The following is a 25473-nucleotide window of genomic DNA, read 5'->3' as shown; positions in this document are numbered from 1 at the left end:
TTGGTCGCATCCCGGGTTGTGAGGAAAAACGTTCATGTTGGTTGGTGGTGTGTCGCTGACAGGTAGATTTTGATGGGTTTTGCCAATTTTTCGTCTATTTCAGCTATTTCCAACTTTTGTACGACAGTCCAACCGTGGTCCAACCCCCGTTTGCCCTGCGCAACCGCTCTCTTTCACGCCGATCAAGGATAGACCATGCGCCTGCCTTTGCCGCTCGATCTGCCTGCTGTCCTCCAACCGCTGGTCGCTCGCAACCAGCAATTCATGCGCGATGCCTTGATTGGTCACCCCGAGCTGGATCTGGACAGCCTGAGCGCCGAGCACCGACGCCAGTTCGACCAGGTCGCCGCCGCCAGCGATTTCGTCCTGGCCCAGGCCCAGCGTGATCCGGCGATGCTGTTCGAACTGCTGGCCAGCGGCACGATGGACCAGGCCTACGCGCCGGGCCAGCTGCGTGCGCAGATCAATGCCGCGGCCGATGCCGCCCAGAATGAGGACGAGTTGGCGCGCAACCTGCGCCGCGAGCGCAACCGCCAGCAACTGCGCATCATCTGGCGCGACATTACCCGCCAGGCCGCGTTGCCCGAGACCTGCCGCGACCTGTCCGACCTGGCCGACGCCAGCATCGACGAAGCCTATCAATGGCTGTACCCGCGCCACTGCCAGCAGTTCGGCACGCCCATCGGCAACCGCAGCGGCCAGCCCCAGCACCTGGTGGTGCTGGGCATGGGCAAGCTGGGCGCGGTGGAGTTGAACCTGTCGTCCGACATCGACTTGATCTTCGCCTTCCCCGAGGGCGGCGAAACCGAAGGGGTCAAGCGCTCGCTGGACAACCAGGAGTTCTTCACCCGCCTGGGCCAGCGCCTGATCAAGGCGCTCGACCCGGTCACCGTCGACGGCTTCGTATTCCGCGTCGACATGCGCCTGCGCCCTTATGGCTCTGCTGGTGCGCTGGTGCTCAGCTTCAATGCCCTGGAGCAGTACTACCAGGACCAGGGCCGTGACTGGGAGCGCTACGCCATGATCAAGGCGCGAGTGGTCGCTGGCGATCAGGTGGCCGGCGCGCACTTGCAGGAGATGCTGCGGCCGTTCGTCTACCGGCGCTACCTGGACTTCTCCGCCATCGAGGCGCTGCGCACCATGAAGCAGCTGATCCAGCAGGAAGTGCGGCGCAAGGGCATGGCCGACAACATCAAGCTCGGTGCCGGCGGCATTCGCGAGGTGGAGTTCATCGCCCAGGCGTTCCAGCTGATTCACGGCGGGCGCGACCTGAGCCTGCAACAGCGGCCGTTACTCAAGGTGCTGACCACCCTGGAAGGGCAGGGCTACCTGCCTCCGGCCGTGGTCGCCGAGCTGCGCGACGGCTATGAATTCCTGCGCTACACCGAGCACGCGATCCAGGCCATCGCCGACCGCCAGACCCAGATGCTGCCGGACGACCCGACCGACCGCGCGCGCATCGCCTACATGCTCGGCTTCGCCGACTGGGACAGCTTCCACGGCCAATTGATGCACTGGCGCGGGCGTATCGACTGGCATTTCCGCCAGGTCATCGCCGACCCGGATGAAGATGAGGCCGAAGGCGAACTGGTGGTCGGCGGCGAGTGGTCGCCCCTGTGGGAGCAGGCCCAGGATGAAGATGCCGCGTCCCGTCAATTGGAGGAGGCGGGCTTCCGGCAGCCGGCCGAGGCCCTGCGCCGCCTGACCGCGTTGCGGGCCAGCCCGACCCTGCGCTCGATGCAGCGCATCGGTCGCGAGCGCCTGGATGCCTTCATTCCGCGGCTGCTGGCCCAGGCGGTCGAGCACGACAACCCCGACCTGGTGCTGGAGCGGGTGCTGCCATTGGTCGAGGCCGTGGCGCGGCGCTCGGCGTACCTGGTGCTGCTCACCGAGAACCCCGGCGCCCTGCGCCGCCTGCTGACCCTGTGCGCCGCCAGCCCGTGGATTGCCGAGCAGATGGCCCGCTACCCGCTGCTGCTCGACGAACTGCTCAATGAAGGCCGGTTGTTCAGTCCGCCGTTGGCGCCGGAGCTGGCCGCCGAGCTGCGCGAGCGCCTGACGCGCATTCCCGAGGATGACCTGGAACAGCAGATGGAGGCCCTGCGCCACTTCAAGCTGGCCCACAACCTGCGCGTGGCCGCCTCGGAAATCAGCGGCAACCTGCCCTTGATGAAGGTCAGCGACTACCTGACCTGGCTGGCCGAGGCGATTCTCGACCAGGTGCTGGCCCTGGCCTGGCGCCAGACCGTGGCGCGCCACGGCCAGCCCAAGCGCAGCGACGGCAGCCTGTGCGACCCGGGCTTCATCATCGTCGGCTACGGCAAGGTCGGCGGCCTGGAGTTGGGCCATGGTTCTGACCTGGACCTGGTGTTCATCCATGATGGCGACCCGAATGCCGAAACCGACGGCGCCAAGCCCATCGACAGCGCGCAGTTCTACACTCGCCTGGGCCAGCGCATCATCCACCTGCTGACCACCCAGACCAACTCCGGCCAGCTCTACGACGTGGACATGCGCCTGCGTCCCTCCGGCGCCTCGGGGCTGCTGGTCAGCTCACTGGGCGCCTTCGAGCGCTACCAGCAGAACGAGGCCTGGACCTGGGAGCACCAGGCACTGGTGCGGGCCCGCGTATTGGTGGGTTGCAAGCAGGTGGCGACGGCCTTCGAGGCGGTGCGGGCGCAGGTCCTCGGCCAGCCACGCGACCTCGACAAGCTGCGCGTCGAAGTCAGCGAGATGCGCGCCAAGATGCGCGACAACCTGGGCACCAAGCTCACTGCCGCCGGCACCGCGGGCAATGCCTTCGAGGCCGGTCAGCCGTTCGATATCAAGCAGGATGCCGGCGGTATCGTGGATATCGAATTTATGGTGCAATACGCCGCTTTGGCCTGGTCCCACGACCATCCGGCCATACTGCGCTGGACCGATAACATCCGCATCCTCGAAGAGCTGGAGCAGGCCGGGCTGATGCCCGCCGCCGACGCCGTGCTGCTGCGCGAGGTGTACAAGGCGTTCCGCTCGGCGTCGCACCGCCAGGCCCTGCAGAAGCAGGCAGGGGTGATCGATGCGGCGCAGTTTGTCGATGAGCGTCGTGAGGTAAGGCGGATCTGGAGTGAACTGGGTCTGACTTGAGGTTGTTGGGGCCGCTGTGCGGCCCTTTTCGCCGGCAAGCCGGCTCCCGCAGGAGAATGTGGTCCATTGTGGGAGCCGGCTTGCCGGCGAAAAGGGCGCAACGCGCCCTCGGTGGTACACTGTCCGCCACATAGCCTGAATATAAAGAGGGGAGGCCAGGTTGTAGCGCAGCCTGCAGCCTCCCCGAATGTTTCTGGATAAAGCATGAGAATACTGATCATTGGCCCCAGCTGGGTCGGCGACATGGTGATGGCGCAGACCCTGTTCCAGTGCCTCAAACAGCAGCACCCCGACTGCGTGATCGATGTCCTGGCCCCCGAATGGAGCCGACCGATTCTCGAACGCATGCCCGAGGTGCGCCAGGCCTTGAGCTTCCCGCTCGGCCACGGCGCGCTGGAGCTGGCCACGCGCCGGCGCATCGGCAAGTCGCTGGCCGGCCAGTACGACCAGGCGATCCTGCTGCCCAACTCGCTCAAGTCGGCGCTGGTGCCGTATTTCGCCGGTATCCCCAAGCGCACCGGCTGGCGCGGCGAGATGCGCTACCTGCTGCTCAACGACGTGCGCAAGCTGGACAAGGCTCGCTACCCGCTGATGATCGAGCGCTTCATGGCCCTGGCCTACGCGCCGGATGCCGAGTTGCCCAAGCCTTACCCGCGTCCGAGCCTGCAGATCGAAGCCGCGAGCCGCGAAGCGGCCCTGGCCAAGTTCGGCCTGGCGCTGGACCGCCCGGTGCTGGCGCTGTGCCCCGGCGCCGAATTCGGCGAGGCCAAGCGCTGGCCGGCCGAGCACTACGCCGAAGTGGCTGACGCGATGATTCGCCAGGGCTGGCAGGTGTGGCTGTTCGGCTCGAAGAACGATCATCCGGTGGGCGAGCAGATTCGCGACCGGTTGATCCCCGGGCTGCGCGAGGAATCCTGCAACCTGGCGGGGGAAACCTCCCTGGCCGAGGCCATCGACCTGATGTCCTGCGCCGATGCGGTGGTGTCCAACGATTCGGGCCTGATGCATGTGGCCGCCGCCCTCAACCGCCCGCTGGTGGCGGTGTACGGCTCGACCTCGCCGGGCTTCACTCCGCCGCTGGCCGACCAGGTGGAGGTGGTGCGCACCGGCATCGAGTGCAGCCCCTGCTTCGAACGCACCTGCCGCTTCGGCCACTACAACTGCCTGCGCCTGCTGGAGCCGGCCAAGGTCATCGCCGCGCTGCAGGGCCTGGGCGGGCCGAACCTGATCGATACCGTGGCCGAGGTCGACTGAGTGCGGGTACTGATCATCAAGACCTCGTCGCTGGGCGATGTCATCCACACCCTGCCGGCCCTCACCGACGCCGCCCACGCCATCCCTGGCATCCGTTTCGACTGGGTGGTGGAAGAAGGCTTCGCCGAGATCCCCAGCTGGCATCCGGCGGTCGACCGGGTGATCCCGGTGGCGATCCGCCGCTGGCGCAAGAATCTCTGGCAGACGCTCAAGAGCGGCGAATGGAAGGCGTTCAAGCAACGCCTGCGCGAACACAAGTACGACCTGGTGATCGATGCCCAGGGCCTGGTCAAGTCGGCCTGGCTGACGCGCTATGTGAAAGCGCCGGTGGCCGGCCTGGACCGTTACTCGGCCCGCGAGGGCTGGGCCAGCCGCTTCTACGACCGGCGCCTGTCGGTCGCCGTCGGCCAGCACGCCGTGGAGCGCGTGCGCCAGCTGTTCGCCCTGGCCCTGGCTTACGACCTGCCGGAAGGGCTGGGCGACTACGGCCTGGACCTCAACCGCCTGCAACTGCCGCCGGCCGCGCCCTACGTGGTGTTCCTGCATGGCACCACCTGGGCCACCAAGCACTGGCCGGAGGCCTACTGGCGCGAGCTGGCCGAGCGCATGGGCCGGCGCAAGCTGCAGGTGATGCTGCCGTGGGGCAACCCGGCGGAGAAGGCCCGTGCCGAGCGCATCGCCCAGGGTTTGAACAACTGCCAGGTGCTTCCCAAGTTGAACCTGGCCGGCGTTGCCCGTGTGCTGGCGGCGGCCAAGGCCTGCGTGGCGGTGGACACCGGCCTCGGCCACCTGGCCGCCGCGCTGGATGTGCCGACCATCTCGCTGTTCGGCCCCACCAACCCTGGTCTGACTGGCGCCTACGGACGCGCCCAGATTCACCAGGCGAGCGACTTCCCCTGCGCCCCGTGCCTGCAGAAGAAGTGCACCTACAAACCGAGCGCCGAGGACCTGCGCCGGTTCGATCTCAAACGCGAGTGGCCGCTGTGCTTCACTCGCCTGAATCCCGAGCATGTGGCGGGCCGCTTGAGCGCGCTGCTGCTGGCTGAGGATGTTCGTTGATGCAACTGGCTTTTGTGCTCTACAAGTATTTCCCCTTTGGCGGGCTGCAACGCGACTTCATGCGCATCGCCCTCGAGTGCCAGAAACGGGGTCACCAGATCCGCGTGTACACGCTGATCTGGGAAGGTGACATTCCGCCGGGCTTCGAGGTGCTGGTGGCGCCGGTCAAGGCGCTGTTCAACCACCGCCGCAACGAGAAGCTCAGCGCCTGGATGGAAGCCGACCTGGCCAAGCGTCCGGTCGATCGCCTGATCGGCTTCAACAAGATGCCCGGCCTGGACGTCTACTACGCCGCCGACGGCTGTTTCGAGGACAAGGCCCAGACCCTGCGCGGCGGCCTGTACCGCCGCTGGGGCCGTTACCGCCATTTCGCCGAATACGAGCGGGCGGTGTTCGCCAAGGATGCGCGCACCGAGATCCTGATGATTTCCGAGGTGCAGCAGCCGCTGTTCATCAAGCACTACGGCACCCCCGAGGCGCGTTTTCACCTGCTGCCGCCGGGTATCTCCCAGGACCGCCGCCGCCCGGCCGACGCCGGGGCCATTCGCGCCGATTTCCGCCAGGAGTTCGGCCTGGCCGAAGATGAACTGCTGCTGGTGCAGATCGGCTCGGGCTTCAAGACCAAGGGCGTGGACCGCAGCCTCAAGGCCTTGGCGGCGTTGCCGTCGGCCCTGCGCAAGCGTACCAGGCTGATGGTCATCGGCCAGGACGACCCCAAGCTGTTCCAGGTGCAGAGCGCGGCGCTCGGCCTGGGCGAGCAGGTGCAGTTCCTCAAGGGCCGCAGCGACATTCCGCGTTTTCTGCTCGGTGCCGACCTGCTGATCCACCCGGCCTATAACGAGAACACCGGCACCGTGCTGCTCGAAGCGCTGGTCGCCGGGTTGCCGGTGCTGGTGTCCAAGGTCTGTGGCTATGCCCACTACATCGCCGAGGCCGACAGCGGCCTGGTGCTGGATGAGCCGTTCGAGCAGGAACAGCTGAACCGCTACCTGCAACGCATGCTCGAAGACGCCGGGGCCCGCGCGGTCTGGTCGGACAACGGTGTGGCCTTCGCCGAGACCGCCGACCTGTATAGCATGCCGCAGCATGCCGCCGACGTGATCCTCGGTCAGGAGACCGCATGAAGCTGATACTGGCCGAACCGTTCAAGCGCCTGTGGGCCGGGCGCGATCCGTTCGAGGCCGTCGAGGCCTTGCAAGGCGAGGTGTACCGCGAGCTGGAAGGCCGCCGCACCCTGCGCACCGAAGTCGATGGCGCGGGCTACTTCGTCAAGATCCACCGCGGCATCGGCTGGGGCGAGATCTTCAAGAACCTGTTCAGCGCCAAGCTGCCAGTACTCGGCGCCGGCCAGGAGTGGCGGGCCATCCAGCGCCTGCATGAAGCCGGTGTGCCGACCATGACCGCGGTGGCCTACGGCGAGCGTGGCGACAATCCAGCCACCCAGCACTCGTTCATCGTTACCGAGGAGCTGGCGCCCACCATCAGTCTGGAAGACTTCAGCATCGACTGGGTCAAGCAGCCGCCAGCGCCGCGCCTGAAACGCGCGCTGATCGCCGAAGTGGCGAAGATGACCGGCGGCATGCACCGCGCCGGGGTCAACCACCGCGACTGCTACATCTGCCACTTCCTGCTGCACACCGACCGCCCGGTGACGCCGGAAGACTTCAAACTGTCGCTGATCGACCTGCACCGTGCCCAGACCCGGGCGAAGATTACCCGTCGCTGGCGCGACAAGGACCTGGCCGCGCTGTACTTCTCGGCGTTGGACATCGGCCTGACCCGTCGCGACAAGCTGCGCTTCCTGCGCGGCTACTTCCAGCGCCCGTTACGCCAGGTGCTCAAGGATGAAGCCGCGTTGCTCGCCTGGCTGGAGCGCAAGGCGCAGAAACTCTACGACCGCAAGCAACGTTACGGGGACGCACTCTGATGGCGAGCTGGAACCTGGCGCCCGAGTATGCGCACCTGGCGGCCGATTTCGGCAGTCTCGACGCGGTGTTCGCCATCCAGGGCGAGCGCTTGACCCGCGACCCGTTGAGCGAGGTCATCCGCATCGAGCGCGATGGGGTCAACTACTACGTCAAACGCTACACCGGCGCCGGCAAGCACATGCGCCGCTACCTGGGCCGACCCAGGGTCAAGGCCGAGTGGCAGAACCTCAAGCAGTTCGCCAAGTGGGGCATTCCCACCGCCGATGTGATTGCCTGGGGGCTCGAGCGCCAGGGCCTGGCCTTTGGCCGCGGGGCGATGATCACCCGCGAGCTGCCGCGCACCGAAGACCTCTCGGCGTTGGCCGAACGCAATGATCCGCGCCTGCGCGACACCACTTGGGTCGATCACGTCAGCCGCCAGCTGGCACGTCACACTCGGGTGATGCACGATCACCACTTCGCCCATAACGACCTTAAATGGCGCAACCTGCTGGTCGACGACCAGGGCACGCTATTCTTCATCGACTGCCCGACCGGCGATTTCTGGCGCGGCTTCATGCTGCGCCACCGGTTGATCAAGGACTTGGCGTGCCTGGACAAGGTGGCCAAGTACCACCTGTCGGCGACCCAGCGCCTGCGCTTCTACCTGCAATACCGCGCGCACGCGCGTCTGAACGCGCGTGACAAGAAGCGCATTCGCCAGGTGCTGAGCTTTTTCGAGGGAAGGGAATGACCGATTACCTGGCCAGTGCCGACCAGGCACTGCTGCAACGGCACGGGCTGAGCGACTTCGAGGCGCTGTGGGCCCTGCAGCTGGATGCCGTGGACGAACCCAATACCGGCCGTGGCGGCTGGAGCAGCGTGTTCCGCCTGGAGCTCGAGGGCAAGGGTTTCTACCTCAAGCGCCAGAGCGACTACTTCACCCGCAGCCTGCAGCGGCCCTTTGGCGAGCCGACCTTCGCCCGGGAGTTTCGCAACATCAGCCGCTACCAGAAGCTCGAGATTCCCGCGCTGCAGGCGGTCTTCTATGGCGAGCGCAAGCAGGGTGGCGAGCACCGGGCGATTCTCATGACCCGGGCGCTGGACGAGTGGACCGACCTTGAGCAACTGCTCGGCCGCTGGGCGCAGATGGACGCGTCCCAGCGCCAGGCGATCCTCCAGGCCTGTGGACGGCTGGCCCGCACCCTGCACGCCGCCGGGCAGATGCACGGCTGCTTCTACCCCAAGCACATCTTCCTGCGTGAGCGCCGCGAGGGCTGGCAGGCCCAGCTGATCGACCTGGAAAAGACCCGTCCATTGCTGTTTGGCATGCGTGACCGGGTCAAGGACCTCGAGCCGCTGCTGCGCCGCGCCCGGGCCTGGGACGAGGCCGATGTGCGCGTGCTGCTGGCGGCTTATCTGGAGCAGCCGGCGGACAGCGCCCCGGTATCCACCTGGCTGCAACGCCTGACCCAACGCCGTCGTCACAAAGAGGCCCGCTGATGCGCCTGTCCGAATTGAAAGCGGCCGGGCGCAGCCCGAGCCTGCCGCTGACCGTCACCCTCGCCGACGCCGCGGGCAGCGCCGACCTGCAGTTGCTCAGCCTGTTGCGCGTGCTGCCGGGCCAGCGTTATGTCGGCGCGGGTATCTGGCGTGGCACCAAGGTGCTGGCCAAGTTGCTGGTCGGTGGCAATGCCGCCCGGCATTTCCAGCGTGAGCGCGATGGCGCCCTGCTGATGGCCGAGCAAGGCCTGACCACTCCACGTCTGCTGGCCGATGGCCTCAAGGAAGGCGAGGGCGGCTGGCTGTTGTTCGAATACCTCGACCATGCCGAAAGCCTGGGCGACGCCTGGGCCAGGGTGGAGAAGCTGCCGATGCTGGCCGACGAGCAGCACCTGGTGCTGGGCGAGGCCCTCACCGCCGTGGCGCAGATGCACGCCAAGGGCCTGTGGCAGGAAGACCTGCACCTGGACAACCTGCTGCGCCAGGATGGCCAGCTGTACCTGATCGACGGCGCGGGCATCAAGGCCGAGACCCCCGGCCAGCAACTGTCGCGCCAGCGCGTGCTGGAGAACCTCGGGGTGTTCTTCGCCCAGTTGCCCAAGCGCCTGGAGCCGTTCATCGAGGAAGCGCTGGTGCACTACGTGCTGGCCAATGCCGAGCACGCGCTGCCGCTGGAAGCGCTACACAAGCAGGTGGACAAGGTGCGCGCCTGGCGCCTGAAGGACTACCTGGACAAGGCCGGCCGCGAATGCACGCTGTTCAGCGTCGAGCGCAACCTTTCCGGGCTGCGGGCGATTTGCCGCAACGAGCTCGAAGCGATGCGCCCGGTGCTGGAGCAGGCCGATGCGCTGATCGACCAGGGCCATCTGTACAAGACCGGTGGCGCGGCCAGCGTGGCGCGTATCGAGGTGACCGGGCGCACGTTGGTGCTCAAGCGCTACAACATCAAGAACACCGCCCACTGGTTCAAACGCTTCTGGCGCCCGAGCCGGGCCTGGCATTCGTGGATCGAGGGGCATCGCCTGACGTTTCTCGACATCGCCACGCCTCGCCCCCTGGCGGTGCTGGAGCAACGTGTGATGGGGCTGCGCAGCACGGCCTACCTGGTGACCGAGTACGCCGATGGGCCGGACCTGATCGAGTGCTTCGCACCCTACGTGGAAAGTGGCGAGGCACCCGACGAGCAGGTCGAGGCCTTGATACGGGTGATGCAGCAGCTGATCCGCGAGCGCATCAGCCATGGCGACTTCAAGGGCCACAACCTGTTCTGGCAGGACGGCCAATGGTCGCTGATCGACCTCGACGCCATGTGCCAGCACGCCACCCAGCTCAGCTTCGCCCCGGCCTTCGCCCGGGACCGGGCGCGGCTGTTGCGCAACTGGCCGAGGGACAGCGCGCTGCATCAGCGGCTGGACCAGGTGTTGCCGCGGTTGGCCGAGTAGTCTTCCCGAAACGGTCGGCAGGCCGAGGGGCTTGTGGGGCAATCACGCTCCTGAAGGCAATTCCAACCAGTCACTGCTGCGCCCGACCTGGCGGATACGGATCCGCCAACGGTCCTGCCGTTTTTGCAGCACCGCCCAGGCTGGCACTGCGCCTGATAGCTGGGCGGGGATCGACAGGTGGTAGTGTCCATCGAGCAGGTGCCGCCTCACTGGCAGCTGCCGGTTGCCCAGTTGCAGATACAACGACCCATTGGCGTCGAACAGCCCTGCCTCCCCGGTCACCGCATCACCCGCGAGCCTCGGTTGGAGGGCGCAATCGTCCAGCAACTGGCGCAATTCGGGCAAACCGTCGTGCCAGAGTACGGCTGAGTCCACCACCCATTCCCCGCTGTTCAGGCGCTTGAGTGGCAGTTTCAAGTAGGCGTCCGGTTGCCTGGGATCGGTGGCGCGCCAGCGCTGACCATCGAAATCAACGTTGTACAGCCGCCCCTGACGGTCCTGGATGAAGTAGTTGTCCGGCCCCGGCAAGGGGCTGATCCGCTCGTAGACCGCCTCGCCATGGATACCGTCGAGGCGATAGCGCAGTTTGCTGATGTCGATGGCTGCCTCGTGGCTGTCGGGCAGCGGCCTTGGCGGCTGCGGTGGCAGGCCGCGCAAGGCCCGGCGCATGACCGCCGAGCCGGCAAAACTGTTGATCCCGTCCGTGGCATGGCTGAGGGCGGCAAAGGCATGGTGCAGCATCGCTTCATGATCGTCTTTGTCCATGGCCTCCAGGCCGTCCCAGATGGAAATGGCCATGCGACCGAAGGCCAGTGCCGACATGGCCGGGGCTGGCAACACCAGGCTGACCAGGTCGAGGCCCAGGCGCAGCGCGTTGAGGCTGAATTCGCCCAGGGTCTCGCGGTTGGTGCGACTGCTGGCATCGGTCTCGATCATCAAGCTGCGTACCTCGGCCCGGTAGCAGGCTTGGAACAGATCGCCGGGGATGATCGTCCGCTGGACATAAGGTCCCAGGCGTCCCTTGAGTAGCAGTTTGTCGATGCGCGCGGGATCGGCCTGGGGCAGCCGTTGCACCACGTACTGGCGCAGCCCGTGGTGGCGGCGCAGGGTACGCAGCAGTTCACGGGCGTTGCGCAGTTCTCGCCAGGCGCGCCGGTCGGGCGCGTCCGGAGTGTAGAGCACCAGCGAGTGCACGCTGCTCACCTCGGCGTTGAGCAACAGCACGCCTTGTACGGTATGCCCGTCGATGCTCAATTGACAGACCACGATCCGGTGCTCCTCGATAGTCGGTCGCCAGCCGCTGTCGGGATAGCGAATCACCGCCCTGGCCCAGCGGTAGCCTTGCTCCAGCGGGTCGTCGAGAAAGTGGCCGGCATAGCGTGCCTTGGCCAGTTCGGCCTGCATGCGCGCCCGGGTGATCCGTCCATGGGCTTCCATGCGCCAGCGCCCTTCGGCGGAGTCGAGCAGGTGGGTGCGCAGGAAGCGGGAGTAGCCTGTGCCGGCATCCAGGCTGCGCACGAGCTGCTTCACCCGGTGTGCGCTCAGCCCTTCGATGACGCTGTCGTCGGCGCGATGGACGCGGGCCGTGAGCCAGTAGTCGATGTCGAACCAGGCGATATTGAGCAGCGCCAGTTCGTCGAGGCGATAGGTCAGCGGCACCATTTCGACGGTGTCCCCCACCTGCGGGCGGCTGCTCACCGCCAGGTAGCCGGAGGGGATCAGCGGGTTGACCAGCGGCCCACGGCGTCGGGCCAGGGTCACGCTGACGAAGATCGCTTGGGGGGCGAGGTCGATGCCAGGGTCGCGCAGCAGGCTTGCGCGCAGGCGCTGGCGTGTCCATTCGAGCAGGGTATGGCGCTGGCGGAACTGTTCCAGGGTAAGTAGTCCGGGCGCGGCGGCTTGCTCGATGGCGCCGGCCAGCTCCTGCAGGGTCTGCATGATATGGCTCAGGCCCTGCAGGGAGGCATTGCGCAGCCAGGCGGGCAAGTGCTTTTCCAGTAGCAGGCTGTAGCGAGTGGCCAGCGGGTGTCGGCTGCCGATCAGGTTGGTCAGGTCGGCGGCTTGCTCCAGTGCGCTGCTGAGTGCCTCCTGATTCGTTTGCGTGTCCTGTCGCCATGCGGCGTTGAGGCGTTGCTGCTGGACATCGATCAGATCGTCGGCCTGCTGTTGTGCGATGTCCTCGGTGAACCAGGTGTAGCGCAGGCGATCTGCCTGCAGGATCAGCCGCCGATCGTGCTCTCTGGGCATCAGGTTCAGCAGCGGCTGGCTTTGCTGGGGATCGTCGAGGCGTTCGCACAGCTCGACATGCAGATCGGCCAGGCTGGCAAACGCCTCGATTCCATGGGAGAGACTGCACAATAGCGCTGAGCCCTGGCGTTGCTGCGGGTCTGCCGCGATACCCGGTGGACTGTTGGCCACGATCACCAGCGCGCCGCGCAGGTAGAGCCGGCGGTTTGGGCGAAGGGTGCTGAATTCCGGGCGGTAGACCTGAGCGCGCAGGGCTACAGGCAAGTGCCGCCGTTGCCATGGCTGGGGCAGTTCGAGGCAGGTGCGCAGGAGGAAGATCGCGTCATTGTCGAGGGTCTGGTCGGCCAGGCGCAGTTCCAGCTCCGCGAGTAGCTGTTCGCGTCGCAGCATGCCGAGGCGTTGGCGTCTGGGCTGGCCGTCCGGGAGGGGGTCGTTCCAGAAACCGGCAAGGTCGCCAAAGTAGTGCTGGCGCTGCGGCAAGGGCGCGAGGCCGGGTTGCAGGCGCGGTCCTGGCTGCTGCAGGACGGTGATACGGTCATCCAGGGCTTCGAGGCGTTGCAGTGGGGTCATGGCGAGCTCCTTGAAGGGAGCCCAACCATGATGGCGTGCAAGCCATGGCCGGCGGTAACTGGTTATCGTGGGCGGCGCGGCCAGAAACCGCTCAGGCTCAGCACCGCTGAAAGGCCCAGGCCTATCCAGGCGAGGCTGTCCCAGATGCCATCGCCGAGCAACGCGACGAACAGCCCGGCGCCGCTGAGCAGGGCGACCAGCGCAGGCCAGGCGAAGATTCGCCGAGTCGATCGCGAGCGGTGGCTCATGCGCGTGCCTCCCGCGGCTTGCGTTGCCTGCCCCACCACAGGTACAGGCCGCTGCCCAGCACGATGATGGTCAGCACATCGAGTACGGCCCAGAGGATCTGCATCGGTCGGCCGCCGTAGTCGCCGAAGTGCAGGGGCTGCGACAAGCCCATGGCGTCCATGTACCAGGGGCGTTCGCCCACGGCGGTCACCTCCAGGGTGCGCGCGTCGATCAGGATCGGCGTGAACAGGTGCGAGGTCAGGTTCGTGGCGCCATTCATGAACACCGCATAGTGGTGCTCGCTGGAGAAGCGCGTGCCGGGGAAGGCGATGAAGTCAGGACGCATGCCGGGCGCGGCCTGTTCGGCGATCTTCAGCAACTGCGTGGCCGGCGCGAGTTCGGTGAGCGGCGGTGCGTCGCGGTAGGGCGCGACCATCGCCGCCAGGCTGTCGTTGCGCCAGGCGGCGATCACCAGGTCGGACAGGGCGCTGATCACCCCGGTGACGCCGACCACCAGGGCCCAGGTCAGGGTGACCACGCCGATCAGGTTGTGCAGGTCCAGCCAGCGCAGGCGCCGCGACTTGTCGTGGCGGACCGTGGCGAAGTCCAGGCGGCGCATGAACGGCGCGTAGAGCACGGTGCCGGAGACGATGGCGACAATGAACAGCACCCCCATGAACGCCAACAGCAGCTTGCCGGGCAACCCGGCGAACATGTCCACGTGCAGGCGCAGCATCAGCATCATGAAGCCGCCGTTGGCCGCCGGCATGGCCACGGCCTCGCCGGTGCGCGCGTCGAGCATGAAGGTGTGCGAGTCGTCGGGGTGGGTGCCGGCGGTGGCGGCCATGATCGCCACCACTCCGTTGGGCTCGTCCTCTTCGTAGCCGAAGTACTGCATCACCTCGCCGGGGCGGTGCTGTTCGGCCTTGAGCACCAGCTGCTGCAGGTCCAGGTGCGGGGTGCCTGCGGGCATCTCGCGCAGCTGCGGCGCGTCGCCCAGCAAGTGCTCCAGCTCATGGTGGAAGATCAGCGGCAGGCCGGTGAGGGCGAGCAGCAGCAGGAACAGCGTGCAGACCAGGCTGCTCCAGGTGTGGATCGCTGACCAGCGGCGGATTGTTTGGCTTTTCATCACGGTTCCTTACACGATCGCAGGTCAAGCCGCTCCCACGATCCGCAGGAGCAGGCTTGACCCGTGATGGCCACTCAGAACTTGTAGGTGGCGCTGGCGACGACACTGCGTTGGTCGCCGTAGTAGCAGTAGTAGCCGTCGCAGGTGGACAGGTAGTCCTTGTTCAGCAGGTTGCTGGCGTTGATCGCCACCGAGGCGCCCTTGAGGCTGTTGTCCAGGCGGCCCAGGTCGTAGTGCACGGCGGCGTCGAACACTGTGTAGGCCTTGCTCTTGCCAAGCCAGGTGTTGGCTTCGTCACCGTAGCGGTTGCCGGTGTAGCGTGCGCCCAGGCCAATGCCGAAGCCGTCAAGCACACCGGTATGCCAGGTGTAGTCGGTCCACAGGGAGGCCTGCTGGTTGGGCATCTGTTGCAGGCGGTTGCCTTTGTACTGCCCTTTCTGGACTTCGGACTTGGCCAGGGTGTAGGCGGCGATCACTTTCAGGTTGTCAGTGACGTCGGAGACGGCTTCCAGCTCCAGGCCGTGGACCTTGACCTCACCGGTCTGGCTGGAGACCGGCACCCCACCCACGTTGTTGGTGACGGTCACGTTCTTCTGGGTGAGGTCATATACGGCCGCAGACAACAGGGTGTTGGAGCCAGGTGGCTGATACTTGATACCCAGCTCCCATTGTTGGCCTTCGGTCGGTTTGAACGACTTCTCGACGTCTGCGTTCGAGCCGGTGCTCGGCTGGAACGACTCTGCATAGGACAGGTAAGGAACAAAGCCTGAATCGAACACGTAGCTCAACGCCGCGTTACCGCTGAACTGCTTGTCGCGCTGGGTGTTGGTGGCATTGCCCTTGTTGAGGAACGTGGTGCCGGTATGCACCCAGTCTTCACGCCCGCCCAGGGTCAGGCGCCATTTGTCGAGCGCCATCTGGTCCTGAATATAGAGCCCGGTCTGGACGGTTTTCTGGTTGTAATCAAGGTAGGCCGAGGAGCGGTCCGGACGGGTGATCGGCAAGCCATACACAGGGTTGTTGACGTTGGTGGGCGGCACGTTGAAGCCGTAGATGGAGAGGAAGTCGGAACCGGTGCGCTGGTGGTCCAGGCCGATCAGCACGGTATGGCTGATATCGCCTGTGGTGAAGTCCGCCTGGAAGTTGTTGTCGAGCGCGAACTGGCTGATGTCCTCATCGACGTTGGTGGACATGCGGCTGGCGTTGCCCTGGTTATCCACAGGGCCGCCAGGTTGGTAGTAGCTACCGACCGTGATCGTCTGGAACGACAACTCGCTCTTGGTGTAACGCAGGTTCTGGCGGAACTGCCAGACATCGTTGAAACGATGCTCGAAGGCATAGCCCAGCGCGTAATAGGTGCGATCGTAGTATTCGTAGTCCGGGTCACCCAGATTCTTGTGGCGGGAGACCTTGCCGAATGGCATGTCGATCTTGGTGCCTTGAATCGGGTAGAACTGGCTGGTGGCACCGGTGTCGTCGCGGGTGAACTGGCTGAGGAAGGTCAGCGAGGTATCTTCATCGATGTTCCAGGTCAGGCTCGGGGCGATGTTGTAGCGTTTGTTGTCCATGTGGTCGATCTGCGTACCGCTATCGCGTACCACGCCGCTGACGCCATAGAGGAACTGACCCTGCTCATCGAGCTTGCCGGTGCTGGCGAAGTTGATCTGGCGGTGGTTGTCGCTGCCGTACTGCAACTGGATCTCGTGACTGCTTTCAGCCTGGGGCCGGCGGCTGACCATATCCAGCAGGCCGCCGGGCGGTGTCTGCCCATAGACCGACGAGGCCGGCCCACGCAATAGCGCGAGGCGGTCGAGGTTCCAGGTTTCGGCTTTCGGGTTGGCATAAATACCGCGGGGTAGAGGCAGTCCGTCGAGGAACTGGGTCGGCTCGAAGCCGCGCACGCGCATCCAGTCATAGCGGGTGTCGCTGCCGAAACTGGCCGAGACGATGCCCGGCATGTACTTCACCGCGTCATCCAGGCTTTGCACGCCGCGGTCGCTCATCTGCTGGCGGGTGGCCACGGAAATGGAGCGTGGGACTTCCACCAGCGCAGTGTCGGTCTTGGTACCGGCGGCTGTGCGTTTGGCGGTGTAGCCCTCGACCGGTCCCCAGGCGCTTTCGTAGCTGCTGCTGGCGTTGATGTTGGTCTCCGGCAGCGCCAGGCTGCCTTCGTTCACTGCCACCAGGCTGTAGCTGCCGGCGCTGCTCTGCTGCAGCTGCAGGCCGGTACCGCGCAGCGCGGCCTGCAGGGCACCGACAGCGTCGTACTGGCCACTGACGGGTGCCGAATTGCGCCCGCTGACCAGTGCCGGATCCAGCGCCAGGGCGATCCCGGCCTGGCTGGCGATCTGGTTCAGGGTGCTGGCCAGCGGCGCGCTGGGCAGGTCGTAGGCACGCGGGGCGGCCTGTTCGGCGGCGAACAGGGTGGTGCTGACCAACGGGGCGGCCAGGCCGATGGCCAGGGCCATCAGGCTGGGGCGAAGCAAAGCATCAACGGCACGGGACATGCAGCGGCTCCTCGACGAAATAGTGCTGACTGCTTCCTTGCCGAGCGAGATTGGGAAAGTGACAGGGGGCTTTGAAAAAATTTCGACTGATTTGCAGAAGCCTTTGGAAGCCGGCAAGCCGGCTTCCACAAAGGGCAGTGTGGCTGAAGCTATTTGGCGCTAACGGTGACCCACCACGGCGTACGCCGCTCGATCTTCACCGGCAGCGCCGGTTGCAGCGAGGCCAGGGCCAGGTCGGTGTCGGTCAGCGGGAAGCTGCCGCTCACGCGCAGGTCGGCGACTTCGTCGCTGACACCCAGGTGGCCGCTGCGGTACTGGCTGAGCGCGGCCACCAGATCGGCCAGGCGCATGTTGTCCACCACCAGCATGCCGCGGGTCCAGGCATCGCTGCCGACCGCCACGGAGCCGACCCGGCCCAGGCCGTCGGCGCTCATCAGCACCTGCTGGCCTTCGCGCAGCACCTGCTCGTCGCCACTGTTCTGCGGCTTGGCGGCCACCGAGGCCTGCAGCACCTCCAGGCGCGTGCCGGCCTCCTCGCGCTTGACCAGGAAGCGCGTGCCCAACGGGCGCAGGCGGCCATCCTCGGTGCGCACCAGCAGCGGACGGCTGTCCTTGTGGCCGGTCTCCACCGAGATCTCGCCGCGGTGCAGCACGATCAGCCGCTGCTCGCCCCGGAAGTCGATATCCACCGCGCTGCGGCTGTTCAAGCTCAGCAAGGTGCCGTCCTCCAGGCGCAGGGTGCGCATCTCGCCGGTGCCGGTGCGCTGGTCGGCCAGCCAGTAGGTCGGCGACAGGGTCGGCGCTGCGGCCCAGGCAAGTAGCCCGCCGAGCAGCAGCATGCCGGCCAGGCCGCCAAGGCGCTGGCGCAACCCGGCCCTTGATTGCAGCAGGGTGTGGCGTACCGGGCCGGCGGCGGCGTTGACGCGCCGGTCGAGCATGCCCAGTTGCAGCCAGGCGCGGGCGTGCTCCTCGTTGGCGGCGTGCCAGCGCATGAATTCGTTGCGTTCGTCCGGGGTACCGCTACCTTCGTCCAGGCACAGCTTCCAGGCGATGGCCGCTTCCAGCACCTGGCTGGAGACCGGGGCGTGATTCATGTCGGCTCCCCGTAGAGGGCGACATAGCACTGGCGCAGGCCTTGGGCGAGGTACTGGCGCACGCGGGACACCGACACCCCGAGGCGCTCGGCGATTTCGGCGTGGCCCAGGCCGTCCAGGCGGCTGTACAGGAAGGCCGCGCGGGCCTTGCTCGACAGCTTGCCCAGCAGGCGGTCGATGGCCTTGAGGTCCTCGAGTATCAGGTGCTGTTGCTCGGGCGACGGGTGTTCGGCCTCGGGCACCAGGGCCAGTTCCGCAAGGTAGGCTTGCTCGAGGGCGGCGCGGCGGAAGTGGTCGAACAACAGGCCCTTGGCCACGGCGACCAGGAAGGCGCGGGGTTCGCGGGGGGCGTCCAGGCGCTCGCGACCGAGCAGGCGCACGAAGGTGTCCTGGCTCAGGTCTTCGGCGCGCTGACGGCAGGTGGTGCTGCGCTGCAACCAGGCCAACAGCCAGGTGCGATGGTCGCGATACAGCGCTCCGACCAGCTCGGCATGTGGACTGTGCGCAGGCGTCAAGAAGCGATCCCCGAGGAAGAATGCGTTAACTAACGATAATTATTCGCGATTGTGGCAGAGGCGGGGGTGATGGTGCAATTGACGCTTATCGGATTGCCGGCAGCAATCGCAAACGTTTTCCGGTTCTCTTCAGGTGATGTGCAATTCCTGTAGGAGCGTGTATGGATCAGAGGCCGTGATGGTGCGCCTTGCGCCGCCGCCACTGGCGCACCCGCTGCTCTAGCTGCAACGGGCTGTCCAGTTGCTGGCGCCGGGCCTGGCTGAACAGGATCAGCGCCAGCTCCGCGGTCACCTGGGCATCGGCGCTGGCATGGTGGCGGGCCTGGACTTCAAGGCCGAAGCGGGCGATCCAGTCGTCCAGCCCGGCTTCACGCAACACGGTGTCGGGGTTGAGCATCGGCGCCAGCTCCGCCACATCGAGGAACGGATGCTGCAGGCGCAGGCCCAGGCTGTCCTTCAGCGCCCGGGCCAGCATGCGCTGGTCGAACGGGGCGTGGAACGCCAGCACCGGGCTGTCGCCAATGAAGTCCATCAGGTCGAGCAGCGCCTCGGCCGGGTCGCAGCCGGCGGCCAGGGCGCTGGGGCCCAGGCCGTGGATCAGCACGCTGGCGTTGGTCTTTTGCGCGGGCCGGTGCAGGGTGCGCTCGAACGGGCGACCCAGGGCGATGGCGCCGTCCTCGATGGCCACCGCGCCGATCGACAGCACCTGGTCGCGATTGAGGTTCAGGCCACTGGTTTCCAGGTCCAGCACCACCCAGCGCTGTTCACGCAACGAGCACACACCCAGTGGCACCGGCCCTGGCAGCAGGGCCAGACGTCGACGCAGCGGGGCGGTTAGTTCGGGGGCGGCGGGGCGCCACCAGGGGAACAGGTTCACAGCTGGTACCGCAGCGCCAGGCTGCTTTGTAGGCGCTGGGCCTGGCGCAGCGACTCGCGCAGGATGCGCCGGTCCAGGTGGTTGAGGCTGTCCGGGTCGAGCCGGTTGGAGTAGGGCTGGTTCTCGCGGGTCTGGCGCTGGTGCTGCTGCATGCGGGTCTGCTGGATGAAGTGGTAGGCCTCTTCATAGGCGGCGCCGTCAAGCGGGTCGATGATGCCCTTGGCGATCAGCTGGCGCAGGCGCTCCAGGGTGTTGCAGGCGCTGATGCCATGGGCCAGGGCCAGCAGCCTGGCGCCATCGACGAACGGGGTCAGGCCCTGCACCTTGAGGTCGAGGGTGGCGGCCTTGTCGTCCCCCTGGCGGGTCAGCACGAACTCGCGCAGGCGCCCGACCGGTGGCCGTTGACGCAGGGCGTTGTCGGCCAGCATGCGCTGGAAGATACGGTTGTCGGCGACCTGCTCCAGCAGGCCCTGGCGCAGCTGTTCGCAGCCTTGCTCGTCGCCCCAGACCACGCGCAGGTCGAAGTAGATGCTCGAACCCAGCAGGTTCTCGGGGCTGGCCTCGCGCACGAAGCTGGCGAAGCGTCGTGCCCATTCGCTGCGCGACAGGCACAGCTCGGGGTTGCTGGCCATGACGTTGCCCTTGCACAGGGTGAATCCGCACTGCGCCAGGTTGTGGTTGATCTGCTGGGCCAGCGGCAGCAGCCGGGCACGGATGGCCTCGGCCTCGGCGGCGTCGCGGGCCTCGAAGAGGATGCCGTTGTCCTGGTCGGTGTGCAGCGTCTGCTCGCGGCGGCCTTCGCTGCCGAAGCACAGCCAGCTGAACGGCACGCCCGGGTCGCCGCGCTCGGCGATGACCAGTTCGATCACCCGGCACACGGTGTGGTCGTTGAGCAGGGTGATGATCTGGGTGATCTGGGTCGAGGAGGCGCCGTGGGCGAGCATGCGCTCGACCAACTGGCCGATCTCGCCGCGCAGCGACACCAGGTTGTCCAGGCGTGGCGCATGGCGGATGGTGCGCGCCAGGTGCACCAGGTCGACACGCTGCAGGGAGAACAGGTCGCGTTCGGAGATCACCCCGCACAGGCGCTGGTTGTCCACCAGGCAGACGTGGGCGATGTGTCGCTCGGTCATGGCCATGGCGGCATCGAAGGCGCTGGCCTGGGGGCTCAGGTGGAACGGCCGGGCGGTCATGTAGCGTTCGATCGGCGCGGTCAGCTCGGCGCTGGCGTCTGCCACCACCTGGCGCAGGTCGCGCAGGGTGAAGATGCCGATGGGATGGCGCTGGTCGTCGACGATGACGATGCTGCCGACCTGCTGCTCGTGCATCAGCCCCACGGCCTCGCGCAGCGGTGTGTCCGGCGCGCACACCACCGGGTGGCGCAGCGCCAGTTCGCCCAGCGGGGTGTTCAGCGAGTACTGTGTGCCCAGGGTTTGCACGGCGCGTTGGCGCACCTGCTGGTTGACCTGGTCGAGCAGGCTGCTGACCCCGCGCAGGGCGAAGTCGCGGAACACCTCGGACATGGAGAACACGCGGATGAACGCGGCCTTGTCCAGTTGCAGGCAGAAGGTGTCCTCGCCGGCCAGGTGCTCGGTGCGGGTGGCCCGCTCGCCGAGCAACGCCGCCAGCGGGAAGCATTCGCCGCTGGTGATCTCGAAGGTGGTCTCGGTGCCCGGCTTGGTGACATGGTGGCGCTCGCCGACCACGCGGCCCTGCTTGACGATGTAGAAGTGCTCGACCGGGCCGTCGGCAGGCTTGATGATGCTTTCGCCGGCCGCGTGGAAACGCAGCTGGCACTGCTCCACCAGGTACGCCAGGTGGTTGTGTTCCATCTGGTTGAACGGCGGGAAACGCTGCAGGAACTGCAGGGTGCCCTGGATGTTTTGCAGCACTGCTGTCCTGCCCGCCTGGCTGTAGGCGTCCTTTTTGCTCATGGAACCGACCGCGATAAGTATGTCTGCATATGTAGCGCAGACCCTGTTGTTCTAGGGCTCCATGGTCGGACGACGGCTCTGCGGTGCCCATTGGACGTAAGTCTATAAGGCGCGACGGACGTTTCGCTGCTTGTTCCGGGTGTCAAATAGCCGACGAAAGGCAGTTTGCATGCAGGGGGTTTGCGGTCTGAACTTGAATAACGGGGTTTTTTTGACGAGACGACCATGGCAGAGCATGACGACATCCTGAGCGACGCCGAGCGAGAGGCGTTGGCCGTGGTGAGTGCACCCGTCGCGCCAAGGCCCGTGGTGCTGGTGGTGGACGACAACCCGGTGAGCAGACAAGCATTGTGCCTGTATCTGCAGAGTCATCAGATTGACTGCATGGAGGCAGACGGAACTGAGGAGGCGCTGTTCAAACTGCATTATCAGTCGCGTATCGCACTGATGATTACTGACTTGCGCATGAAACCTCTGGATGGCCAGAAACTTATCGAGGAAGTGCATAAGACGGAACGGGCTGCTCTTCCGATCATCGTCGTCTCTGGCGACACCGATGTGAAGGAAGCGGTGGACGTGATGCATCTGGGGGTGGTGGATTTCCTGCTCAAGCCGGTGGACCTGGACAGGTTGCTGGAGTTGGTGAGGAAGGAGTTGCGAATAGGGCAGGGCTGAAAACGATCGCGGGGCCAGCCCGCTCCCACGCCAGTGTGCATGTGGCGTGGGAGCGGGCTGGCCCCGCGATGTGTTGCAGGCGGCTTACAGCCCGTTGCGCGCCTTGAACTCGCGGCGGCGACGGTGCAGCACCGGCTCGGTGTAGCCGTTCGGCTGCTTGGCGCCTTCGACCACCAGCTCCACGGCGGCCTGGAACGCGATGTTGTCATCGAAGTTCGGTGCCATCGGGCGGTACAGGGCGTCACCGGCGTTCTGCTTGTCGACCACCGCGGCCATGCGCTTGAGGCTTTCCAGCACCTGCTCCTGGGTGACCACGCCGTGGCGCAGCCAGTTGGCCAGCAGCTGGGCCGAGATGCGCAGGGTGGCGCGGTCTTCCATCAGGCCGACATCATTGATGTCCGGCACCTTCGAGCAACCCACGCCCTGGTCGATCCAGCGCACCACGTAGCCGAGAATGCCCTGGGCATTGTTGTCCAGCTCATTGCGGATCTCGTCGGCCGACCAGTGGGTGTCGGCGGCCAGCGGGATGGTCAGGATGTCGTCGACCGAAGCCGGGGTGCGCGAAGCCAGCTCGCGCTGGCGCGCCTGCACATCGACCTTGTGGTAGTGCAGGGCGTGCAGGGTGGCGGCAGTCGGCGACGGTACCCAGGCGGTGTTGGCGCCGGCCAGCGGGTGGGCGATCTTCTGCTCGAGCATGGCGGCCATCAGGTCGGGCATGGCCCACATGCCCTTGCCGATCTGCGCGCGGCCCTGCAGGCCGGTGGCCAGGCCCACGTCGACGTTATTGTTCTCGTAGGCGCCGATCCATTTCTCGTTCTTCATGGCGCCCTTGCGCACCACGGCGCCGGCTTCCATGGAGGTGTGGATCTCGTCACCGGTGCGGTCGAGGAAACCGGTGTTGATGAACACCACGCGCTCGGCGGCGGCCTTGATGCAGGACTTGAGGTTGACCGTGGTGCGGCGCTCCTCGTCCATGATGCCGACCTTGACGGTGTTGCGCGGCATGCCCAGCAGGTCTTCGACGCGGCTGAAGATCTCGGCGGCGAAGGCCACTTCCTCCGGGCCGTGCATCTTCGGCTTGACGATGTACACGCTACCCGTGCGGGTGTTCTTGCGGCTGGTGTTGCCGTTGAGGTTGTGCAGGGCGATCAGGTTGGTGAACAGGCCGTCCTGGATGCCCTCGGGGATCTCGTTGCCCTGGGCGTCGAGGATCGCCGGGTTGGTCATCAGGTGACCGACGTTGCGCACGAACAGCAGCGAGCGACCGTGCAAGGTGACGCTGCCACCATTGGGGGCGGCGTACTCGCGGTCCGGGTTCATGGTGCGGGTGAAGGTCTTGCCACCCTTGCTGACGTTTTCGGCCAGGTCGCCTTTCATCAGGCCCAGCCAGTTGCGGTAGACGATCACCTTGTCGTCGGCGTCGACGGCGGCGACCGAGTCTTCGCAGTCCATGATGGTGGTCAGCGCCGATTCCATCAGGATGTCTTTGACACCGGCGGCATCGGTGCTGCCGACCGGGGTGCTGGCGTCGACCTGGATTTCGAAGTGCAGGCCGTTGTGCTTGAGCAGTACGGCGGTCGGTGCCTTGGCGTCGCCATGGAAGCCGATCAGCTGGGCGTCATCACGCAGCCCGCTGTTGCTGCCGCCTTTCAGGGCGACGACCAGCTTGCCGCCTTCGATGCGGTAGCCGGTGGCGTCGACGTGGGAGCCGGCGGCCAGTGGCGCGGCTTCGTCGAGGAAGGCACGGGCGAAGGCGATGACCTTGTCGCCGCGCAGCTTGTTGTAACCCTGGCCTTTCTCGGCGCCGCCCTCATCGCTGATGACGTCGGTGCCGTAGAGGGCGTCGTACAGCGAACCCCAGCGAGCATTGGCGGCGTTCAGGGCGAAGCGGGCGTTCATCACCGGCACCACCAGTTGCGGGCCGGCCATGACGGCGATTTCTTCATCGACGTTCTGGGTGGTGGCCTGGAAGTCCTCGGCCTGTGGCAGCAGGTAGCCGATTTCCCCGAGGAACGCCTTGTACGCCACGGCATCGTGGGCCTGGCCCTTGCGGGCCTGGTGCCAGGCGTCGATCTTCGCTTGCAGCTCGTCGCGCTTGGCGAGCAGGGCTTTGTTCTTGGGAGCGAGGTCGTTGATGATCTTCTCGGCACCGGCCCAGAACTGCTCGGCGTTGATGCCGGTCCCCGGAATGGCTTCGTTGTTGACGAAGTCGAACAGGACCTTGGCGACCTGAAGGCCACCGACTTGAACGTATCCAGTCATTGCTTGCCTCACCTCTGCTCAGCTATTTCGCTTTCGCTCTTCTGTATTAAGCCTGTAGCGCTTCTCTAAACACGGCACCAGTGCGTGCCCACGTGCTCCGGGGGCGGCTGGGTGCGGCTCGCCAGACGGGCCGGCGGGCGGTTGGCGTATTTTCACAGGCGCCTTGGCAGACATCGAAACGACGTTTTGTAGTCCGCGTCGACGCATACTACATGAAGCAGCAGGCAGGTGAACATCAGACTAAAAGCGTCGCTCTGCGACCAGTTGGTCGCATGGGGTCACGCTGGGAGACGACATGTTCGCAAAAAACAGGTGGATTGTTCCAGATAAATCTTGAAACAGTACACGATTGATTGCCGTGACTGTCCTGCGGCAGGTTGCCGCGCCTTGCCTATACTGATTCGATCCCCGTATTCCGGTCGCCTGGGGCGGCCTTCGCAGACGAATGAAGGAGTGGCCCGTGGACCATCTCGTACTCACCGTGATCGCCCCGGACAAGGCCGGGCAGGTCGAGCGTATCGCCCAGTGCATCGCCGATCACAATGGCAACTGGCTGGAAAGCCGCATGTCGCGCATGGCCGGGCAGTTCGCCGGGATCCTGCGGGTGGCGGTGCCGGCGGAGAACTACGCCGAACTGGTCGAGTCGCTGCAGAAACTGGGTGACCACGGCATCCGTGTACTCATTGCCGAAAGCGGGATCGAGCCGTCCTGCACCTGGAAACCGATCGCCATGGAGCTGGTGGGCAACGACCGACCGGGTATCGTCCGTGATATCACCCGTTTGCTGGCCGAGCAAGGGGTGAACGTCGAGCGCCTGAGTACCGAGGTCCGGCCGGCGCCGATGAGCAGCGAGCCGCTGTTTCATGCCGATGCATTGCTGGCGTTGCCGTTGACCTTGTCGCTGGACGATCTGCAGGCGCGGCTGGAGAGCCTGGCGGATGACCTGATGGTGGAGTTGCGGTTGCGGCCGGAGGAGTGATTCGAGATCGCCGGGGCGCGAAGCGGCCCTGAGGTGGTTATCCCGATTTTGCGGGGAAGCCCCTGTGGATAAGCTGGGGGCGCTACGCTGGAGGCCAGTTACAGCAAGGCCTGGCGAGATTTGAGCAAAAAACGTCCACTATTCAGTGGCTTGTGCACAAAC

Annotated in this window: 19 protein-coding genes; 10 read left to right on the top strand and 9 right to left on the bottom strand. The window is 65.9% G+C overall.

The features are described from left to right. The first annotated feature begins 195 nt into the window (after positions 1-195). The 8 genes from glnE (at position 196) to ACVWZ5_RS17805 (ending at position 10294) form a co-directional block, all read left to right on the top strand. Positions 196-3129: a bifunctional [glutamate--ammonia ligase]-adenylyl-L-tyrosine phosphorylase/[glutamate--ammonia-ligase] adenylyltransferase gene (gene glnE / locus ACVWZ5_RS17840; RefSeq protein ID WP_457340770.1), complete on the top strand. Its 2934-nt coding sequence runs from the start codon at positions 196-198 to the stop codon at positions 3127-3129. Between the two features lie 204 nt (positions 3130-3333). Then, positions 3334-4383 carry a lipopolysaccharide heptosyltransferase II gene (gene waaF / locus ACVWZ5_RS17835; RefSeq protein WP_028689091.1) on the top strand — a complete coding sequence of 350 codons (1050 nt, stop codon included), beginning with the start codon at positions 3334-3336 and terminating at the stop codon, positions 4381-4383. Next, positions 4384-5442 (top strand): lipopolysaccharide heptosyltransferase I, encoded by a 1059-nt coding sequence (waaC, locus tag ACVWZ5_RS17830; RefSeq protein WP_028689090.1) that lies wholly within the window; start codon positions 4384-4386, stop codon positions 5440-5442. Continuing rightward, on the top strand, positions 5442-6566 hold the full coding sequence (locus ACVWZ5_RS17825; protein WP_186599587.1) for a glycosyltransferase family 4 protein: 1125 nt from the start codon (positions 5442-5444) through the stop codon (positions 6564-6566). Before waaC ends, ACVWZ5_RS17825 begins: the two co-directional genes overlap by 1 nt. Further along, positions 6563-7369 carry a lipopolysaccharide core heptose(I) kinase RfaP gene (gene rfaP / locus ACVWZ5_RS17820; RefSeq protein ID WP_062575447.1) on the top strand — a complete coding sequence of 269 codons (807 nt, stop codon included), beginning with the start codon at positions 6563-6565 and terminating at the stop codon, positions 7367-7369. Before ACVWZ5_RS17825 ends, rfaP begins: the two co-directional genes overlap by 4 nt. After that, positions 7369-8103, top strand: a complete 735-nt coding sequence (locus ACVWZ5_RS17815) for a lipopolysaccharide kinase InaA family protein (RefSeq protein WP_062575446.1) — start codon at positions 7369-7371, stop codon at positions 8101-8103. The genes rfaP and ACVWZ5_RS17815 overlap by 1 nt, the downstream gene beginning before the upstream one ends. Next, complete coding sequence (locus tag ACVWZ5_RS17810) at positions 8100-8852, top strand: lipopolysaccharide kinase InaA family protein (RefSeq protein WP_062575445.1); 753 nt, start codon at positions 8100-8102, stop codon at positions 8850-8852. Before ACVWZ5_RS17815 ends, ACVWZ5_RS17810 begins: the two co-directional genes overlap by 4 nt. After that, on the top strand, positions 8852-10294 hold the full coding sequence (locus tag ACVWZ5_RS17805) for a lipopolysaccharide kinase InaA family protein (protein ID WP_457340769.1): 1443 nt from the start codon (positions 8852-8854) through the stop codon (positions 10292-10294). Before ACVWZ5_RS17810 ends, ACVWZ5_RS17805 begins: the two co-directional genes overlap by 1 nt. Before the next feature lie 42 nt (positions 10295-10336). Here the strand turns inward: ACVWZ5_RS17805 and ACVWZ5_RS17800 are convergent, their stop codons facing one another. The 8 genes from ACVWZ5_RS17800 to ACVWZ5_RS17765 all read right to left on the bottom strand — a co-directional run bounded on the left by ACVWZ5_RS17800 (position 10337) and on the right by ACVWZ5_RS17765 (position 21395). Further along, on the bottom strand, positions 10337-13111 hold the full coding sequence (locus tag ACVWZ5_RS17800) for a dermonecrotic toxin domain-containing protein (protein WP_457340768.1): 2775 nt from the start codon (positions 13109-13111) through the stop codon (positions 10337-10339). A gap of 62 nt (positions 13112-13173) precedes the next feature. Then, positions 13174-13359 (bottom strand): hypothetical protein, encoded by a 186-nt coding sequence (locus ACVWZ5_RS17795; protein ID WP_457340767.1) that lies wholly within the window; start codon positions 13357-13359, stop codon positions 13174-13176. Continuing rightward, positions 13356-14468: a PepSY-associated TM helix domain-containing protein gene (locus tag ACVWZ5_RS17790; protein ID WP_062575441.1), complete on the bottom strand. Its 1113-nt coding sequence runs from the start codon at positions 14466-14468 to the stop codon at positions 13356-13358. The genes ACVWZ5_RS17795 and ACVWZ5_RS17790 overlap by 4 nt, the downstream gene beginning before the upstream one ends. A gap of 74 nt (positions 14469-14542) precedes the next feature. Beyond that, a complete protein-coding gene (locus ACVWZ5_RS17785) occupies positions 14543-16975 on the bottom strand; it encodes a TonB-dependent siderophore receptor (RefSeq protein WP_457340766.1) in 2433 nt (810 codons plus the stop codon). 149 nt (positions 16976-17124) lie between these two features. Then, positions 17125-18069 carry a FecR domain-containing protein gene (locus tag ACVWZ5_RS17780; RefSeq protein ID WP_096049192.1) on the bottom strand — a complete coding sequence of 315 codons (945 nt, stop codon included), beginning with the start codon at positions 18067-18069 and terminating at the stop codon, positions 17125-17127. After that, positions 18066-18584 (bottom strand): RNA polymerase sigma factor, encoded by a 519-nt coding sequence (locus tag ACVWZ5_RS17775; protein WP_062575438.1) that lies wholly within the window; start codon positions 18582-18584, stop codon positions 18066-18068. The genes ACVWZ5_RS17780 and ACVWZ5_RS17775 overlap by 4 nt, the downstream gene beginning before the upstream one ends. A gap of 166 nt (positions 18585-18750) precedes the next feature. Further along, positions 18751-19461 carry a 3'-5' exonuclease gene (locus ACVWZ5_RS17770; RefSeq protein WP_062575437.1) on the bottom strand — a complete coding sequence of 237 codons (711 nt, stop codon included), beginning with the start codon at positions 19459-19461 and terminating at the stop codon, positions 18751-18753. Continuing rightward, on the bottom strand, positions 19458-21395 hold the full coding sequence (locus ACVWZ5_RS17765; RefSeq protein WP_457340765.1) for a DUF294 nucleotidyltransferase-like domain-containing protein: 1938 nt from the start codon (positions 21393-21395) through the stop codon (positions 19458-19460). Before ACVWZ5_RS17765 ends, ACVWZ5_RS17770 begins: the two co-directional genes overlap by 4 nt. A gap of 225 nt (positions 21396-21620) precedes the next feature. Here ACVWZ5_RS17765 and ACVWZ5_RS17760 point away from each other — a divergent pair, with 225 nt between their 5' ends. Continuing rightward, positions 21621-22070, top strand: coding sequence for a response regulator (locus ACVWZ5_RS17760; protein WP_062575435.1), 450 nt, complete (start codon positions 21621-21623; stop codon positions 22068-22070). Between the two features lie 84 nt (positions 22071-22154). Here the strand turns inward: ACVWZ5_RS17760 and ACVWZ5_RS17755 are convergent, their stop codons facing one another. Then, entirely contained in the window at positions 22155-24332 is a 2178-nt protein-coding gene (locus ACVWZ5_RS17755; protein ID WP_457340764.1) for a malate synthase G, read from the bottom strand. Positions 24333-24792: 460 nt separating this feature from the next. Here ACVWZ5_RS17755 and ACVWZ5_RS17750 point away from each other — a divergent pair, with 460 nt between their 5' ends. Beyond that, positions 24793-25311, top strand: a complete 519-nt coding sequence (locus tag ACVWZ5_RS17750) for a glycine cleavage system protein R (protein ID WP_050703473.1) — start codon at positions 24793-24795, stop codon at positions 25309-25311. Positions 25312-25473 lie beyond the last annotated feature (162 nt).

It is taken from the genome of Pseudomonas sp. TE6283, from assembly GCF_054060555.1.
The sequence above is the reverse complement of the archived record's forward strand: the minus strand, read 5'-3'. Positions and strand labels throughout refer to the sequence as shown.